Below are 15,012 nucleotides of genomic sequence, written 5' to 3' on the forward strand. Positions count from 1 at the left end.
AAAGGCAAGCCAAAATGGCCTGCCTTTTTCGCCAAGTGGTTAAAACTCAACGGGCTTTGGTGAAAGCGCTGCGGTCAAAGCGCCTCACGTACTGCGGGTAACCCTTCGTCACCGTCAATCGTGGTCACGCCGTCGAGCCACTCGGCCAGCAGGTCATCGTGCTCTTTCAGATAGGCGTTGGCGGCGTCACGGGCGGCGACGCCGTCATCCATGATGGATGCCATCAGCTCGTTTTCCATCTCGAGGGTGAAGCTCATGTTCTCGAGCAGCTGGCCGACGTTCGGGCACTGCTCGACGAAGCCGGCGCGGGTGTTGGTGTACACCGTCGCCCCGCCCAGATTGGGGCCGAAGTAGTCGTCGGCATCCGAAAGATAGGCCATCTCGAAGTTGGTGTTCATGGGGTGCGGCTCCCAGCCGAGAAACACCATCCACTCCTCGTTGGGCACGCGGGTTCTAAGTTCCGAGAGCATGCCCGCCTCGCTCGAATCGATCACCTGCCAATCGCCCAGCCCATAGGCGTCGTCACTGATCATCTGCTCGATCAGCTCGTTGCCATCGTTACCCGCTTCGATGCCGTGGATACGACGATCGAACTCGTCGGCGTGCTCGGCCAGATCCTCAACCGACGTTACGCCGGCGTCATACACGTACTGCGGCACCGCCAGGGTGTACTTCGCCCCTTCCAGGTTTTCGGTAAGGCGCACCACGTCGCCGTCTTCCACGTACGGGTCGCTGATGGAGGCCATCGACGGCATCCAATTGCCCAAAAATACGTCGAAGTCGTTGTTGCGTAGGCCAGCGTAGGCGATCGGCACCGATACCGTGTCCACGCGGGGCTCGTAACCCAGCGCCTCGAGCACTTCGCTGGCCATGGCGGTCGTGGCGGTAATGTCGGTCCAGCCAACCTCGGCAAAGCGCACGGTGCTGCATTCATCGGCCATCGCCGTTGCGGGCAGCGCGGTCATGACCGCCAGTGCGCCTAAGCGTGCCTTTTTCGTATTGCTCATCATCTATCTCCTGTGGGTGTCGACCTAGCTTAGCCGCTATAGCGCGGTCAAGTGAACGCGGTTTTATTGATTGAACGCTCAATTAAAAAATGCCACGCTATAAGAACATCACGATAGGTGCGGAATTTCAAATCGAGCCGTGAGCGCCTTGCCCTTTAAACCAAACGGTATCCAACGATTCAGGGAGGTCATCGTGCCCAAAGTGGGAATGGAGCCCATTCGCCGTCAGCAGCTGATCGCGGCCACCATGGCCGCCATCGACGAAGTGGGGCTTGGCGAGGTCACCATCGTGCGTATCGCCCGCCACGCCGGCGTCTCTTCAGGCATCATCAGCCACTATTTCGGCGGCAAGGATGGGCTTTTGGAGGCCACCATGCGCCAAATCCTGACCGATTTGAGTCAGGCGGTCGCCCGTCGACGCCGCGCACTGAATGAGCAAGGCGCTCGCGCGCAGATCGGTGCCATCATCGAAGGCAACTTCGATCGTTCCCAGATCAGCGGCCCGGCGGCCAAGACCTGGCTGGCGTTCTGGGCCAGCAGCATGCACCGCCCGGCGCTGGCGCGGCTGCAAACCATCAACGACCGCCGCCTTTACACCAACCTTTGCTACCAGTTTTGCAAGGCGATGCCGCGCGAGCAGGCGAAAAACGCGGCAAAAGACCTGGCCGCGTTGATCGACGGGCTCTGGCTTCGCGGCGCCCTCGCTCGAGAAGGGCTCGACGCCGATGCCGCCCGCGATTTGGCGCTTGCGCACCTGGACCGGCTACTGACCGCTTAGCCCGCTGACTGACGACACGCTTTAAAGGAGTCTTGTATGGATACTCAACACATCGAGCCGCTTTACATCGACGGCCGCACGGTCGCTGCCACCTCTGGCGAGACGTTCGACGTCGTTAATCCTTTCGATGGCGCAACACTTGCGCGCGTGGGGCAGGCAAGCCAGCAGGACGTTGACCGCGCCGTCGAGGCGGCAAGCCAGGGTCAGCGCGTGTGGGCCGCCATGACGGGCATGGAGCGCTCGCGCGTGCTGCTCAAGGCCGTGACGCTTTTGCGCGAGCGCAACGACGAACTTGCAAGGCTCGAGACCCAAAACACCGGCAAGCCGATCAGCGAAACCGCGAGCGTGGACATCGCCACCGGTGCCGATGCGCTCGAATACTTCGCCGGCCTGGCGCCGGCGCTGGAAGGCAGCCAGATTCCGCTGCGCGAGGACTCTTTTGTCTATACCCGGCGCGAGCCGCTTGGGGTGATCGGCGCGATTGGCGCCTGGAACTACCCGATCCAGATCGCCTGCTGGAAAGCGGCGCCGGCGCTCGCCGCGGGTAATTCGGTGGTGTTCAAGCCAAGCGAGGTCACCCCGCTCTCAGCGTTGAAGCTCGCCGAGATTTTCACCGAGGCCGGTCTGCCCAACGGCGTATTCAACGTGGTGCAGGGCGACGGCCAGGTCGGCGCGATGCTCACCGAGCATCCGGGCATCGCGAAGGTGTCGTTCACCGGCGAGGTGGGTACCGGCAAACGGGTGATGGCCGCCGCCGGGGGCTCCACGCTCAAGGAAGTCACCATGGAGCTTGGCGGGAAGTCGCCGCTGATCGTCTTCGCCGACGCGGATCTCGAGCGCGCCGCCGATGCCGCCATGATGGCCAATTTCTACTCCAGCGGTCAGGTCTGCACCAACGGCACGCGGGTCTTCGTCGAGGCGAGCGTCAAGGAAGCGTTCGAGGCCAAGCTCGTCGAGCGCGTTCGGCATATCAAGGCGGGCGACCCGCTGGACCCGGCAGTGAATTTCGGCCCGCTGGTAAGCTTCGAGCATCAGGCGAAGGTGCTCTCCTACATCGCACTGGGCAAGCAGGAAGGCGCGCGCGTGCTTGTCGGCGGCGATGAATGGATAAAGGACGAGTACGCAAGGGGCGCCTGGGCGGCGCCCACCGTGTTCACCGACTGCACGGATGATATGCGCATCGTACGTGAAGAGATTTTCGGACCAGTGATGTCGGTGCTCGCCTTCGATGACGAGGCCGAGGTGATACGTCGCGCCAACGACACTGATTTTGGTCTGGCGGCGGGCGTGTTTAGTGAGTCGCTCAACCGCGCGCATCGCGTCATTCATAAACTCCAGGCAGGAATCTGCTGGATCAACACCTGGGGCGACTCCCCCGCCGAAATGCCGGTGGGCGGCTATAAAGCCTCCGGCATCGGCCGCGAAAACGGTGTCGAGACGCTCTATCACTACACCCAGATCAAATCGGTGCAGATCGAAATGGGGCCGTTTGCCTCGGTCTTCTAGCGTTTCGAGCGGCAAGCGCTACGCGAGTATCACGAGTTCGATTGTGGGAGGTGTTCATGGCCTGGCAAGGCGAGTTTGACTACATCATCATCGGCGCCGGCTCAGCGGGTAACGTGCTGGCCGCGCGGCTGAGCGAAGACGCGGATACGAGCGTGCTGCTGCTCGAAGCCGGCGGGCCAGACTATCGGTTCGACTTTCGCACCCAGATGCCGGCGGCGCTCGCCTTTCCGCTACAGGGCAAGCGCTATAACTGGGCCTTCGAGACCGAGCCGGAACCCTGGATGAACCACCGGCGCATGGAGTGCGGCCGGGGCAAGGGTTTGGGCGGCTCGTCGCTGATCAACGGCATGTGTTACATCCGCGGTAACGCCCTGGATTACGACCACTGGGCGAAACAGCCGGGCCTGGAAGCGTGGGACTACGCAAGCTGTCTGCCCTACTTCAAAAAGTGCGAAACCCGCGACATTGGCGAAAATGCCTACCACGGCGGTAACGGCCCGGTCAGCGTCACCACGCCAAAAAGTGACAACAACCCGCTCTATCGCATCTTCATCGAGGCCGCCAAACAAGCGGGGTACGCCGAGACCGATGATGTCAACGGCTACCGCCAGGAGGGCTTTGGCCCGATGGACCGTTTCGTCACGCCCAAGGGGCGGCGTGCCTCCAGCGCTCGGGGCTACCTGGATGCTGCAAAAAAGCGCGGCAATCTGCGCATCGAAACCCACGCGCTCACCGATGCCATCGAGTTCGAGGGCAAGCGCGCGGTAGGGGTTCGCTACCATCGCAAGGGGCAGACGCACCGGGTGCGCGCCAAACGCGAAGTGCTTTTGTGCGCCGGCGCGATCGCCTCGCCGCAGATTCTGCAGCGCTCCGGCGTGGGCGAGCCGGAGCATTTGAAAGCGCTTGGCATCGAGGTCGTTCACGCGCTTTGCGGCGTGGGTGAAAACCTGCAGGATCACCTGGAGATGTACATTCAGTACGAGTGCAAGCAGCCGATCTCACTCTACCCGGCGCTGAAGTGGTACAACCAACCCAAAATTGGCGCCGAGTGGCTGTTCAAGGGCACTGGCATCGGCGCGAGCAACCAGTTCGAAGCCTGCGGCTTCATTCGCTCGAACGACGACGAGCTCTGGCCAAACCTTCAGTACCACTTTTTGCCCATCGCCATCAGCTATAACGGCAAAAGCGCCGTGCAGGCGCACGGCTTTCAGGCCCACGTCGGCTCGATGCGCTCGGAAAGCCGTGGGCGCGTGCGCCTGCGCTCGAAAGACCCGAGCGCGGCGCCCAGCATTTTGTTCAACTACATGGCGACGGAGAAGGATTGGGAGGAGTTTCGCGACGCCATTCGTCTGACCCGTGAGATCATCGACCAGCCGGCCTTCGATGCCTACCGCGGCCGCGAAGTCGCACCGGGCCCAGAGGTGCAAAGCGACGAGGCGCTGGATGCCTTCGTGCGCAAACATGCGGAAACCGCCTACCACCCCTGCGGCAGCTGCAAAATGGGTGAAGGCCCTGATGCCGTCACCGACGGCCAGGGCCGCGTTCACGGGCTCGAGGCGCTTAGAGTCGTCGACGCTTCGCTCTTTCCACTGATTCCCACCGGCAACCTGAATGCGCCGACGCTGATGCTGGCGGAAAAAATCGCCGACCATATCCGCAATCGAGCGCCGCTGCCGCGCGAGCAGGTCGACTACTACGTGGCCGGCAGTGCGCCGGCGCGAAAAGCGCCCAAGCGATAGCTCAAACGACCGCCTGACCACGTCTTGCACGCCGCGGCGGCCCGCGGCGTTTTTTCGTTTTATCGCTTGACGCATATTTTGCGTATCGCGTCAGGCTCGAAGAGTTCATACGGCGCATCAACCACTATACTGAGAGCGATACTCGACGCCAGGGTGAAGTACTTGCGCGGGATAGCGCGAGTCTGCCACTATTCAAACATCCGTTTAAATACGTACCCCCAACCACGTTTGAATAATCCTTATAAACGATATGGAGAGATTCTATGCTCACGCTACTGCTGATCGTGCTGGCCATCGTGGGCCTGCTCGTCGTGATGCGCCGGGAGGCCGGCGCGGCGCCGGCCGTCGGGGTGTTGGCCGTGCTTGGCCTAATCGGGCTGGTGTTCGACGCCCCGGTCATCGGCTTTCTTCTTCTGCTGGTAGCGCTTGGCGTGGCGGCAGCGGGTTTGCCGGCGCTGAGAAGGCTGTGGCTCACGCCACGCGTTTTCGGCATGTTCAAAAAGGTGGCACCGAAAGTGTCCGACACCGAGCGTACCGCGCTCGAGGCCGGCAGCGTGTCCTGGGACGGCCAGCTCTTTTCCGGCAAGCCGGACTGGAACGCCCTTCTAAGCTATAAGGACGAGGGCCTGCGCGAGGACGAACAGGCGTTTCTGGATAACCAGTGCGCCACCGCTGCCGGCATGTGTAACGCCTGGGACATTTCCATCGAGCGCGCCGACCTGCCTCAGCAGCTTTGGGACTTCCTGAAGAAAGAACGCTTTTTCGGGATGATCATTCCCAAGGAGTACGGCGGTCTTGGTTTTTCCGCCAAGGCGCAGTCCATGGCGCTGCAAAAGCTCTCCGCCAATGAAACCCTGATGGTCACCGTGGGCGTGCCCAACTCGCTCGGCCCGGGTGAGCTTTTGATGAAGTACGGCACCGAAGAGCAGAAGAATCATTACCTGCCGCGCTTGGCCGACGGCCGTGAAATCCCCTGCTTTGGCCTGACCGGCCCTCGGGCGGGGTCGGATGCCACCTCACTGCCGGACACCGGCGTGGTGTGCAAGCAGACCGTCGACGGCAAGGAAGTACTGGGCATCAAGCTGACATTCGAGAAGCGCTGGATTACCCTGGCACCGATCGCCACCGTAGTAGGCTTGGCGTTTCGCCTGTTCGATCCGGAAAAACTTCTCGGTGACGAAGAAGATCGCGGCATCACGCTGGCACTCATTCCCCGCGACACCGAGGGCATGGAGATCGGCCGGCGTCACCACCCGATCGGCAGCCCCTTCATGAACGGCCCGATCAAGGGCGTGGACGTGTTCGTGCCGCTGGATACCATCATCGGCGGCCAGGACATGATCGGCCAGGGCTGGCGCATGCTGGTCGAGTGCCTGTCTATCGGACGCTGCATCACCCTGCCCTCGGGCGCTACCGGCACCGCACGCTACGCGCTGGGCTGGAGCGGCGGTTTCACGCGCGTCCGTCGTCAGTTCAACGTTCCTGTTGCGGAAATGGAAGGCGTGCAAGAGCCGCTAGCCAAAATGGCTTCGCTTGGCTACATCGCCCAGGCCACGGTGTATCAAACCGCTAACCTGATCGACCACGGCGAAAAGCCTGCGGTGCCCTCGGCGATTCTGAAAAGCCAGCTCACCGAGTTCCAGCGTGAAATTCTAAGCCACGCCATGGACGTGCACGGCGGTAAAGCGGTCACGCTCGGCCCGCGTAACTATCTGGGGATCGGCTACAGCGCCAACCCGGTGGCGATCACCGTGGAAGGCGCCAACATCATGACGCGTAACCTGATGATCTTTGGTCAGGGCGCGATTCGCTGCCATCCCTACGTACTCGATGAACTCGCCGCCAAGGACGCAAACGACGTCAAGGCTTTCGACACGGCGTTCTTCAAGCACGCCGGGCTGATCTTCGGCAACGCCGCGCGCGCGCTGACGCTGGGAATCGGCATTGGCAAGCCTTCGGTGCCGTTCGATGCTCCCGCCGCCGCCTATGCCCAGGACATCGCACGCCTGTCCGCAGGCTTTGGCCTGTGCGCCGACGCTGCCATGGCAAGCCTGGGGTCGGCGCTCAAAAAGCGCGAGATGATTTCGGCGCGCCTGGGCGACGTGCTCTCCAATCTGTATCTCGCCTCCATGGTACTCAAGCAGTGGCAGGCCGGCGACAAGGTCGAGGGTGAAGAGGCACTGCTGCACTATAGCTGCCGCTTCCTGCTGCACCGCGCCGAGCAGGCCTTTGTCGAAATTTTCGACAACCTGCCCAACCGCGCGCTGGGCAAGGTGCTCAACGCTGTAGTGATGCCGTTGGGCCGTCGCTGGAACAAGCCGCACGACGATCTCGCCCGCGATATCGCCCATCGTGTATCCACCCACAGCGCACTGCGCACCAAGCTGCTGCGCAATACCTGGGACCAGGACGACGGCGAACAGCGCAACCCCCTGGCGCGTTACAACGCACTGCTGGTGGAGTACGAGCGCGCCGAGAAGATCTACCGCACGGTCAACAAGGCCTACGCCAAGGGCGAGATCGCGCAAACCGCGCTGCATCCGGAAGCCCGGGTCGAAGCGGGTCTGGAAGCGGGTATCGTCAGTCAGGAAGACGCCGAATTCATGCGCACTTTCGAGAAAGAGGTGCTGGAGATGCTCACCGTGGACGATTTCGCCTATAACGAGTTCGCCACCGACAAGTCCACCCTGATCGATCACAATCCCGCGGCGCCCAAGGCACCGCCGGTCAATGCCGAGGAGAGCGTCAAGTAACACCTCTTTTATCGAATCTCTAGCCGGCCCTGGGCCGGCTTTTTTTATGTCTGCCACCTGAAATTCACCGGTCTCAAACGCGTTGAATGTTCGAAAACGATCATCTATAGTTTCGTTATTGAAAATATCAAGCGACGTATCCACGTTCGCGCTTTCGACCCAACGGAATTCGCCATGACGCTTCGAACTCAAAATCTCGAAAAGCTGCCAAGTGAAGAGTATGACGTGCTGATCATCGGCGGCGGCATCAACGGCGCCGCCGCCGCCTCGGCGCTCGCGGGTAAAGGCGCGAAAGTGGCGGTGATCGACCGCGGCGACTTCGCCGGCAGCACCAGCATGCACTCCTCGAATCTGGTGTGGGGTGGCATCAAGTACATGGAGAGCAACGACTTCGCACTGGTGCGAAAGCTCTGTAAAAGCCGCAATCACCTGATCAAGAGCTACCCTTCTACGGTCAAGGAGATCCGCTTTCTCACGACCATCTCCAAGGGCTTTCGCCACTCGCCGCGCTATCTATGGGCGGGTACCTGGCTCTACTGGCTGATGGGCAACGGTTTTACGAAGCGACCCCGCCTGCTGTCGCCAAAGAACATCAAGCAGGAAGAGGCCATCATCGACACTGAAAACGCCGTTGGGGGCTTCGAGTACTCCGATGCGTATCTCTACGACAACGACGCCCGCTTCGTTTTCAATTTCGTGCGCCAGGCAATGACCTTCGGCGCGGTGGCGGCCAACTACGTCGAATCATTGGGTGCCGAGCGCGAAAACGGGTGTTGGGTGACCCGCGCGCGCGACGTGATGACCGGCGATACCTTCAACATCCGCTCAAAAGTGCTGATCAATGCCGCCGGCCCCTGGGTCGATGAGCACAACGCGCTGACGAAGCAGTCCACCTCGCACCAGCACCTCTACTCCAAGGGCATTCATTTGATCGTGCCGCAGCTCACCGAGCAAAAGCGGGTGCTGGCATTTTTCGCCAACGACGGCCGGCTGTTTTTCGTTATCCCCATGGGGAACCGCACCTGCATCGGCACCACCGATACCCACATGGAGAACCCGTACCCGGAGGTCACGCAGGAAGACATCGCGTTCGTGCTCGAGAACATCAATGCACGCTTGAGCCTCGAGACGCCGCTGACCGAAAAGGACATCATCTCCACCCGCTGCGGCGTGCGCCCGCTGGCGGTCAAGGCGGACAAGGGCCAGAGCCGCGACTTTTTGCAGCTCTCGCGCAAGCACGTGATCGACACTCACGAATCCACCGCCCATATCAGTATTTTTGGCGGCAAGTTGACCGACTGTTTGAACGTGGGTGAGGAGATCAGTGACGAAGTGCAAAAGCTCGGGGTAACGCTTGGCGCCCCCGCCACGCGCTGGTACGGCGAGCCGGATGACAAGGTGAAGGCATCGTTCATGCAGCAAGCCCGCGACGCGAAACTCGACGCGCTGACGCCGGCCACGTCCAACGAGAAGCTCTCGTCGCGGCTGTGGCGGCGCTACGGCAACGACGCCTTTGGCCTGCTAGAAAAAATCAAGGCTGACCCCAGCCAGGCGGAAATTCTGATCGACAAGACCGAGTACGTCCGCTGCGAGCTCGAGTACGCCCGCGATCACGAGATGATCACCGAACTCGAGGACTTTCTGCGCCGGCGCGCCAAGGTATCGCTGGTGGTTCACCGCGACGAGCTGATGAACTCCGAGGGGCTCAAAAAAGCCTGTGAGGTGCTGTTCGGCGACCAGGCCCAGACCCGGCTCGATACCTATTTCGCCGAGAACCCGGATACGACCCGCCCCAACGCCCCGCGCTCGGAAGCCGTTCTGGCCGAATAACGGCGTTATCGGTAAAAACGAGAAAGCCCCCTCGCGGGGGCTTTCTCGTTCAAAGGCGCTACTCTTCGTCTTCGATAATCAGCTGCGAATCCTGGGCGAGTACCTCCTCCCAGGCCTGTTCCATCGAGTAGCCTGCGCGGGTATCGATCGTGTCGATCACCTCGACCGCCTGCTGAAGCGACTCGCCTTGACACTTGAGCGCCAGCACCAGTTTGGCCAGTTCCTGCTTGCTGAACGTGCTGGCGATACGGTCGGCCTGCTGAGTGAGTTCGATGCAGTTCATAAACCACCTCTGTTTGTTTTATCACTGTCGGCTAATGAGCTTATAAGCGCCTGAGGGTGGGCGCAGACGCCGCAGGCGGTAGACCTCGCGGTGCCGTGCTGGCACGCATTGACCGGTTAAGTAGGCGCGCCGGGCTTTGAAAGGGTTGGTGTTTCAAAGCCATGGTGTGACTATGGTCGAGCCTCGTTTGGCCAACAATCCGCCATTGGCAGGGCCTCTGGTTGTAGTTAAACGACAGAGTGTCGTACTTCGCGTTTATCGTGTCAGCCGATTTCAAACGAGCGTATTATCGAACGTTTCGGCCCTTTTACGCGGCGTTAGTCGGCATAACGTCGAACGAAAAAGCCGCGATCTTTATCGCGGCCCTGAATAAAAAAGCGCTATTTATTTAAACAGACGGCTGGGCGTGACGGCCCTGACCTTTTCAAGTCAGGACACGCTATCAAAGTGAAATGTGGGTTGGTTCAGGCGATATGCAGCGCCACGGCGTGTTCGCTCAAAAGCTTGACGATCGGCTCCGGCGGGCGGCGGTCGGTAAACAGCGCATCGAGCTGGGCGATATTGCCCTGACGCACGACCGGATTGCGATGAAACTTGGAGTGGTCAGCGGCCAGATACACCCGGCGCGAGTTGGCGATGATCGCCTGGGCGACCCGTACTTCCTGATAATCGAACTCCAAAAGCGAGCCATCTTCGTCGATACCGCTGATACCGATGACGCCCACGTCGACCTTGAACTGGTTGATGAAATCGATGGTCGCCTCGCCGATGATGCCGCCGTCGCGAGAGCGTACCTGGCCGCCAGCAACGATCACCGAGAAATCCTCCTTGCGCTGCAAAATGGCCGCGACGTTGAGGTTATTGGTGATGATCTCGAGGCCCTTGTGCTCCAAAAGCGCCTGAGCGATCACTTCGTTGCTGGTCCCGATGTTGATGAACAGCGACGAGTGATCCGGAATCTGCTCGGCCAGCGCCCGGGCAATGCGCTCCTTCTCCCCCAGGTTGAGCGTCTTGCGCGTGCTGTAGGCGGTGTTGACCGTGCTCGACTCCACCCCGGCGCCGCCGTGAACGCGGCGAATGCGCCCTTCGTCCGAGAGCGTATTGAGATCGCGGCGCACGGTTTGCGGCGTCACCGTGAAGTGCTCGGTGAGCTGCTCGATACTCACGTAGCCGTGCAGGCGGACCAGTTCGACGATGGCGTCCTGGCGGTGTTGCTGATTCATGGGCCGAGCCTTTTGATTCAGCGGGCAACCGAAGTGCCCGCCTATTGTTTAACGATGCATTTACACCTGCGCGAGCACTTTAGCCCGACAGCGGCCACACCAGCAAAATCACGGGAATCGCCGTTACCATCACCACCAGCGACAGCGGAAGCCCAAGCTTCCAGTAGTCGCTGAAGCGGTAGCCACCGGGGCCAAGCACGAGAGTGTTCGACTGATGTCCAATGGGCGTCAAAAACGCGCTGGAGGCGCTGACCGCCACCGCCATCAAAAACGGCTCCAGCGCGACATCGAAGCCGTTGGCCAGGCTCACCGCGATGGGGGCCATCAAAAGCGCGGCGGCGGCGTTGTTGACGATATTGGAGAGCAGCATGCAGAGCAGAAATAGCCCGCAAAGCGACACCACGACCGGCCACTCGGCGCCAAAATACAACAGCGAATTGGCGATGATATCAGCGCCGCCGCTGGTTTCAAGCGCCTCGCCCACCGGCAGCATCGCCGCCAGCAGCACGATCACCGGCCCGTCGATGGCGTTATACCCCTCTCTCAGCGGTAGCACGCCGATCAGAAGCGACACCAGTGCCGCCGTGCTCATGGCCACTGCCGCGGGCAGCAAATCGAACAGCATCGACACGATGGCCAAGGCGAAAATCCCCAGCGATAGCGCCAGCTTGCGCGGCTGCCCCAGGTGTAGCTCGCGGCTGGCCAGCGGCAAACACCCAAGCGACGAGAGGCTATCGTTGATCTCCTTTTCACTGCCCTGAAGCAGCAGCACGTCGCCGGTTTGAAAGCGAATGTCGCGCAGGCGCTGCTTCAAGCGCCCGCCGTCCCGGGCCACGGCCACCAGGTGCAGGCCAAACTGGTGGTTCAAGCGAAGCTGACGCACGCTGCGATTGATCATCATCGAGCCGCTTCGCACCACCGCCTCGACCAGTTGCAGGCCTTCGGTATCGATGGCCTCATCTTTTGCTGGCTCGCTCGCTTTATCGGCGTTTTTTGCGGCGCGCTCGTCCTCTTCGCGGTCGTCCTCCTCGAGCTCGGCGACCGCGCTCAAGCCCGCCTTGTCCTCGAGAAGTTGAAGCTCCTCCGGTCCCGCCTCGAGCAGCAGAATATCGCCCTGTTTGAGCACGCCGTGAAACGAGTACCCTGCCCGGCGGTTGTCATCGCGCACCACGGCCAGTACGGGAATGGTTTCGTCGAGCTCGTCGCGAAGCTGTTGCAGCGTCAGGCCGTTGGCTCTGGACTCTTCCGAGACCTTTAGCTCGACCAGGTAGTTGGCGGTGTCGAACATGTCCGCCGCGCCGGCGGCGCTGTTGCGTTTGGGCGTCAGGCGCCAGCCCAGCAGCACGATGAACGCAAGCCCTGCCAGCGCCACCGCCACGCCGACCGGTGAAAAGCTGAACATGCTGAAGTTTTCACCGGTGATGTTGCCACGGTAGGTGGAAATAATGATGTTGGGCGGCGTGCCGATCAGCGTCGAGAGCCCGCCGAGCAGCGAGCCAAACGCCAGCGGCATCAGCAAAAGCGAGGGCGACGTGTTGTGTTCCCGCGCCAGGCGCATGGCCACCGGCAGCAGCAGCGCCAACGCGCCGACGTTGTTCATCACGCCGGAAAGCACCACGACCGTGCCCACCAGTGCCAGCAGCTGCAACAGCAAACGCTCGCCGGCTTTCATCACCTGGGCGGCGATGATATCCACTACGCCAGAGCGCTCGAAACCGCGGCTGATCACCAGCACCGCCGCCACGGTAATCACCGCCGGGTGGCCAAAACCGGCAAAGGCCTCGTCGGCGGGCACCAGCCCCAGCAGTACCGAACTCAATAGCGCGGCCAGGGCGACGACATCATAGCGAAAGCGGCCCCAAATGAAGGCGACCAGCGTCAAAGCGAGTATCATGAAAATGAGCGTACTGGGGGCCAATCCGATAGCCTCGATCGCCATGTAACGGTGTCTCCATTAAACGCCGAGCCCAAGCGCCGGCGGTGTGGTGTATCCCACTTGATAGATCAAAACACAATATAAGTTAACTGATTCTGCGAGTTTTTTTAAACGTGATCGGCGGTGGCGCCCACTCACAAGCACGTTTGAATCATTTGCCCTGCTCGCTAAACTACCCAGTCACTCCTCTTTGAAAACGATAACAGCGAGATAACCTCATGGATCTATGCCAGCGGCTGCGTCAGGCGGCCAACCCGTACTGGGACGCCTCGGTCAATCACCGTTTCGTCGATGAGCTCTTGAGCGGTCACATCGATGACGAGGTGTTCGCCTGCTACCTGGTACAGGACTTCTGCTTTTGCGACAGCTTCGTGCGGCTACTCGGGGCGGCGGTGTGCGCCGCCGATGATCCCGAGGCGCGGCTGACCCACGCGCGCCAGCTCAGCGTGCTGGCCGGCGGCGAGTACCGCTACTTCATCGACTCCTTTCAGGCTCTCGGTGTGGCCGAAAATCACTGGCGCAACCCGCCCATTGCCGAGCCGACCCAGGCCTTCGTCGAGTTGATGGACCGGGCCTGCGCCTCCCAGGACTACGCGCTGATTCTCGTGGTGCTGGTGGTGGCAGAGTGGCTCTATCTGGAGTGGGCGCAGCGAAGCCCGACGCCGCCGCCCGAGCGCGCCGAGCACCGCGACTGGATCGTGATCCATAACGAGCCGGCTTTCGTACAGTGGGTCGACTTTCTTAAAAGCGAGCTCAACCGGGTGGGCGAAACCCAAAGCTTCGAGAGCCTGCGCGCGCCCTTTGTCGAGGCCAGCCGCATCGAAAAGCGCTTTTTCGATATGGCCTATGACGGCCCGGATGCCTGATCGATACGCCACCCCGATTCTGGGGTGGCATCAAGCAGGCCTTCAGGTTCGAATTCAGGGAAGCAGGATGGTCGAGCCGGTCGTCTGGCGCGACTGCAGCGCATCCTGAGCCTTGCCGGCCTCTGCCAGCGGATAGCGGTTGGCCACGTCGATGTCGATCTTGCCGCTTTCGATCATCTCGAAGAACTCGCTGCACATCTGCTCCAGGCGCTCGCGGGTGTCGGCGTAACCGTTGAGGCTCGGGCGCGTGACATAGAGCGCCCCCTTCTGGTTGAGAATGCCGATATTGACACCTTCGACCGGGCCCGAGGCGTTACCGAAGCTGACCATCAGCGAGCGCGGCTTCAGACAATCAAGCGAGGTCTCCCAGGTATCCTTGCCAACGGAGTCGTAGACCACGTCGCACATCTGGCCACCGGTGAGTTCGCGCACCCGCTCGACCACGTTCTCTTTCGAGTAGTTGATCGTCGCCCAGGCGCCGTTTTTCTCGGCAAACGCGGCTTTCTCGTTTGAGCTCACGGTACCGATCAGCTTTACGCCCAGCGCCCTGGCCCATTGACAGGCGATGGAGCCCACGCCACCGGCAGCGGCATGAAACAAAATGGTCTCACCCCCCTTGAGCTCATAGGTCTGGCGCAGCAAATACTGCACCGTCAGGCCCTTGAGCATACTCGCCGCGGCGGTTTCGAAGTCGATACCGTCGGGGAGCTTTACGACCTTGTCGGCGGGCAGCGTGTGGAGCTCGGCGTAGGCCCCCAGCGGGCCCTGGGCGTAGGCGACCCGGTCGCCCTCTTTCAAGTGACTTACGCCCTCACCCACCGCGTCTACCACGCCGGCGCCTTCGGTGCCCAGCCCCGAGGGCATGCCGGGCGCGGGATAGAGTCCGGTACGAAAATAGATATCGATGAAGTTGAGCCCCACCGCCTTATTGGCGATGCGCACCTCGCCCTTGCCCGGCGCCTTGACGTCGACCTCCTTGAGCTCGAGCACGTCTGAGCCGCCGGTTGTTGCAAACTCGATCCGCTTGGCCATGACCACTTTCTCCTGTGTGAGTGAACGGCTAAAGAGCGTCATCCAACCGCGTTAACCGT

The 15,012-nt window shown here is 61.3% G+C and carries 11 protein-coding genes; 6 read left to right on the top strand and 5 right to left on the bottom strand.

Annotation, left to right across the window (positions count from 1 at the left end; translation table 11 throughout):
- Window positions 1-74: 74 nt before the first annotated feature.
- A complete protein-coding gene (locus RN347_RS08665) occupies window positions 75-1,007 on the bottom strand; it encodes a choline ABC transporter substrate-binding protein (RefSeq protein ID WP_409335759.1) in 933 nt (310 codons plus the stop codon).
- A gap of 193 nt (window positions 1,008-1,200) precedes the next feature.
- Here RN347_RS08665 and betI point away from each other — a divergent pair, with 193 nt between their 5' ends.
- From betI to RN347_RS08690, 5 genes are all read left to right on the top strand, one after another.
- Complete coding sequence (betI, locus tag RN347_RS08670) at window positions 1,201-1,785, top strand: transcriptional regulator BetI (RefSeq protein ID WP_311957907.1); 585 nt, start codon at window positions 1,201-1,203, stop codon at window positions 1,783-1,785.
- A 36-nt stretch (window positions 1,786-1,821) separates the two neighbouring features.
- On the top strand, window positions 1,822-3,291 hold the full coding sequence (gene betB, locus RN347_RS08675) for a betaine-aldehyde dehydrogenase (protein ID WP_311957908.1): 1,470 nt from the start codon (window positions 1,822-1,824) through the stop codon (window positions 3,289-3,291).
- A gap of 56 nt (window positions 3,292-3,347) precedes the next feature.
- Window positions 3,348-5,030 carry a choline dehydrogenase gene (gene betA / locus RN347_RS08680; RefSeq protein ID WP_311957909.1) on the top strand — a complete coding sequence of 561 codons (1,683 nt, stop codon included), beginning with the start codon at window positions 3,348-3,350 and terminating at the stop codon, window positions 5,028-5,030.
- Between the two features lie 263 nt (window positions 5,031-5,293).
- Entirely contained in the window at window positions 5,294-7,783 is a 2,490-nt protein-coding gene (locus RN347_RS08685; RefSeq protein WP_311957910.1) for an acyl-CoA dehydrogenase, read from the top strand.
- 174 nt (window positions 7,784-7,957) lie between these two features.
- Window positions 7,958-9,613, top strand: a complete 1,656-nt coding sequence (locus RN347_RS08690) for an FAD-dependent oxidoreductase (RefSeq protein WP_311957911.1) — start codon at window positions 7,958-7,960, stop codon at window positions 9,611-9,613.
- Window positions 9,614-9,671: 58 nt separating this feature from the next.
- On the opposite strand, the gene RN347_RS08695 is transcribed toward RN347_RS08690, so the two are convergent.
- The 3 genes from RN347_RS08695 to RN347_RS08705 form a co-directional block, all read right to left on the bottom strand.
- On the bottom strand, window positions 9,672-9,896 hold the full coding sequence (locus tag RN347_RS08695; RefSeq protein ID WP_263587179.1) for a hypothetical protein: 225 nt from the start codon (window positions 9,894-9,896) through the stop codon (window positions 9,672-9,674).
- A 464-nt stretch (window positions 9,897-10,360) separates the two neighbouring features.
- Window positions 10,361-11,119: a DeoR/GlpR family transcriptional regulator gene (locus RN347_RS08700; RefSeq protein WP_311957912.1), complete on the bottom strand. Its 759-nt coding sequence runs from the start codon at window positions 11,117-11,119 to the stop codon at window positions 10,361-10,363.
- A gap of 79 nt (window positions 11,120-11,198) precedes the next feature.
- Window positions 11,199-13,058 (bottom strand): SLC13 family permease, encoded by a 1,860-nt coding sequence (locus RN347_RS08705; protein ID WP_311957913.1) that lies wholly within the window; start codon window positions 13,056-13,058, stop codon window positions 11,199-11,201.
- A 215-nt stretch (window positions 13,059-13,273) separates the two neighbouring features.
- On the opposite strand from RN347_RS08705, the gene RN347_RS08710 reads away from it, so the two are divergent.
- Window positions 13,274-13,921 (top strand): TenA family protein, encoded by a 648-nt coding sequence (locus tag RN347_RS08710; RefSeq protein WP_311957914.1) that lies wholly within the window; start codon window positions 13,274-13,276, stop codon window positions 13,919-13,921.
- A 54-nt stretch (window positions 13,922-13,975) separates the two neighbouring features.
- Here the strand turns inward: RN347_RS08710 and RN347_RS08715 are convergent, their stop codons facing one another.
- Window positions 13,976-14,953, bottom strand: a complete 978-nt coding sequence (locus tag RN347_RS08715; protein ID WP_311957915.1) for an NADPH:quinone reductase — start codon at window positions 14,951-14,953, stop codon at window positions 13,976-13,978.
- Between the last annotated feature and the right edge of the window lie 59 nt (window positions 14,954-15,012).

The sequence above is a fragment of the Halomonas sp. PAMB 3264 genome (assembly GCF_031954245.1).
Classification (GTDB): Bacteria; Pseudomonadota; Gammaproteobacteria; order Pseudomonadales; family Halomonadaceae; genus Vreelandella.

Bases quoted from the DNA above. Each gene is read 5' to 3' on its own strand.
- RN347_RS08665 (WP_409335759.1), bottom strand. From the start codon at position 1,007: ATGAGCAATACGAAAAAGGCACGCTTAGGCGCACTGGCGGTCATGACC.
- betB (WP_311957908.1), top strand. From the start codon at position 1,822: ATGGATACTCAACACATCGAGCCGCTTTACATCGACGGCCGCACGGTC.
- betA (WP_311957909.1), top strand. From the start codon at position 3,348: ATGGCCTGGCAAGGCGAGTTTGACTACATCATCATCGGCGCCGGCTCA.
- RN347_RS08685 (WP_311957910.1), top strand. From the start codon at position 5,294: ATGCTCACGCTACTGCTGATCGTGCTGGCCATCGTGGGCCTGCTCGTC.
- RN347_RS08690 (WP_311957911.1), top strand. From the start codon at position 7,958: ATGACGCTTCGAACTCAAAATCTCGAAAAGCTGCCAAGTGAAGAGTAT.
- RN347_RS08695 (WP_263587179.1), bottom strand. From the start codon at position 9,896: ATGAACTGCATCGAACTCACTCAGCAGGCCGACCGTATCGCCAGCACG.
- RN347_RS08700 (WP_311957912.1), bottom strand. From the start codon at position 11,119: ATGAATCAGCAACACCGCCAGGACGCCATCGTCGAACTGGTCCGCCTG.
- RN347_RS08705 (WP_311957913.1), bottom strand. From the start codon at position 13,058: ATGGCGATCGAGGCTATCGGATTGGCCCCCAGTACGCTCATTTTCATG.
- RN347_RS08710 (WP_311957914.1), top strand. From the start codon at position 13,274: ATGGATCTATGCCAGCGGCTGCGTCAGGCGGCCAACCCGTACTGGGAC.
- RN347_RS08715 (WP_311957915.1), bottom strand. From the start codon at position 14,953: ATGGCCAAGCGGATCGAGTTTGCAACAACCGGCGGCTCAGACGTGCTC.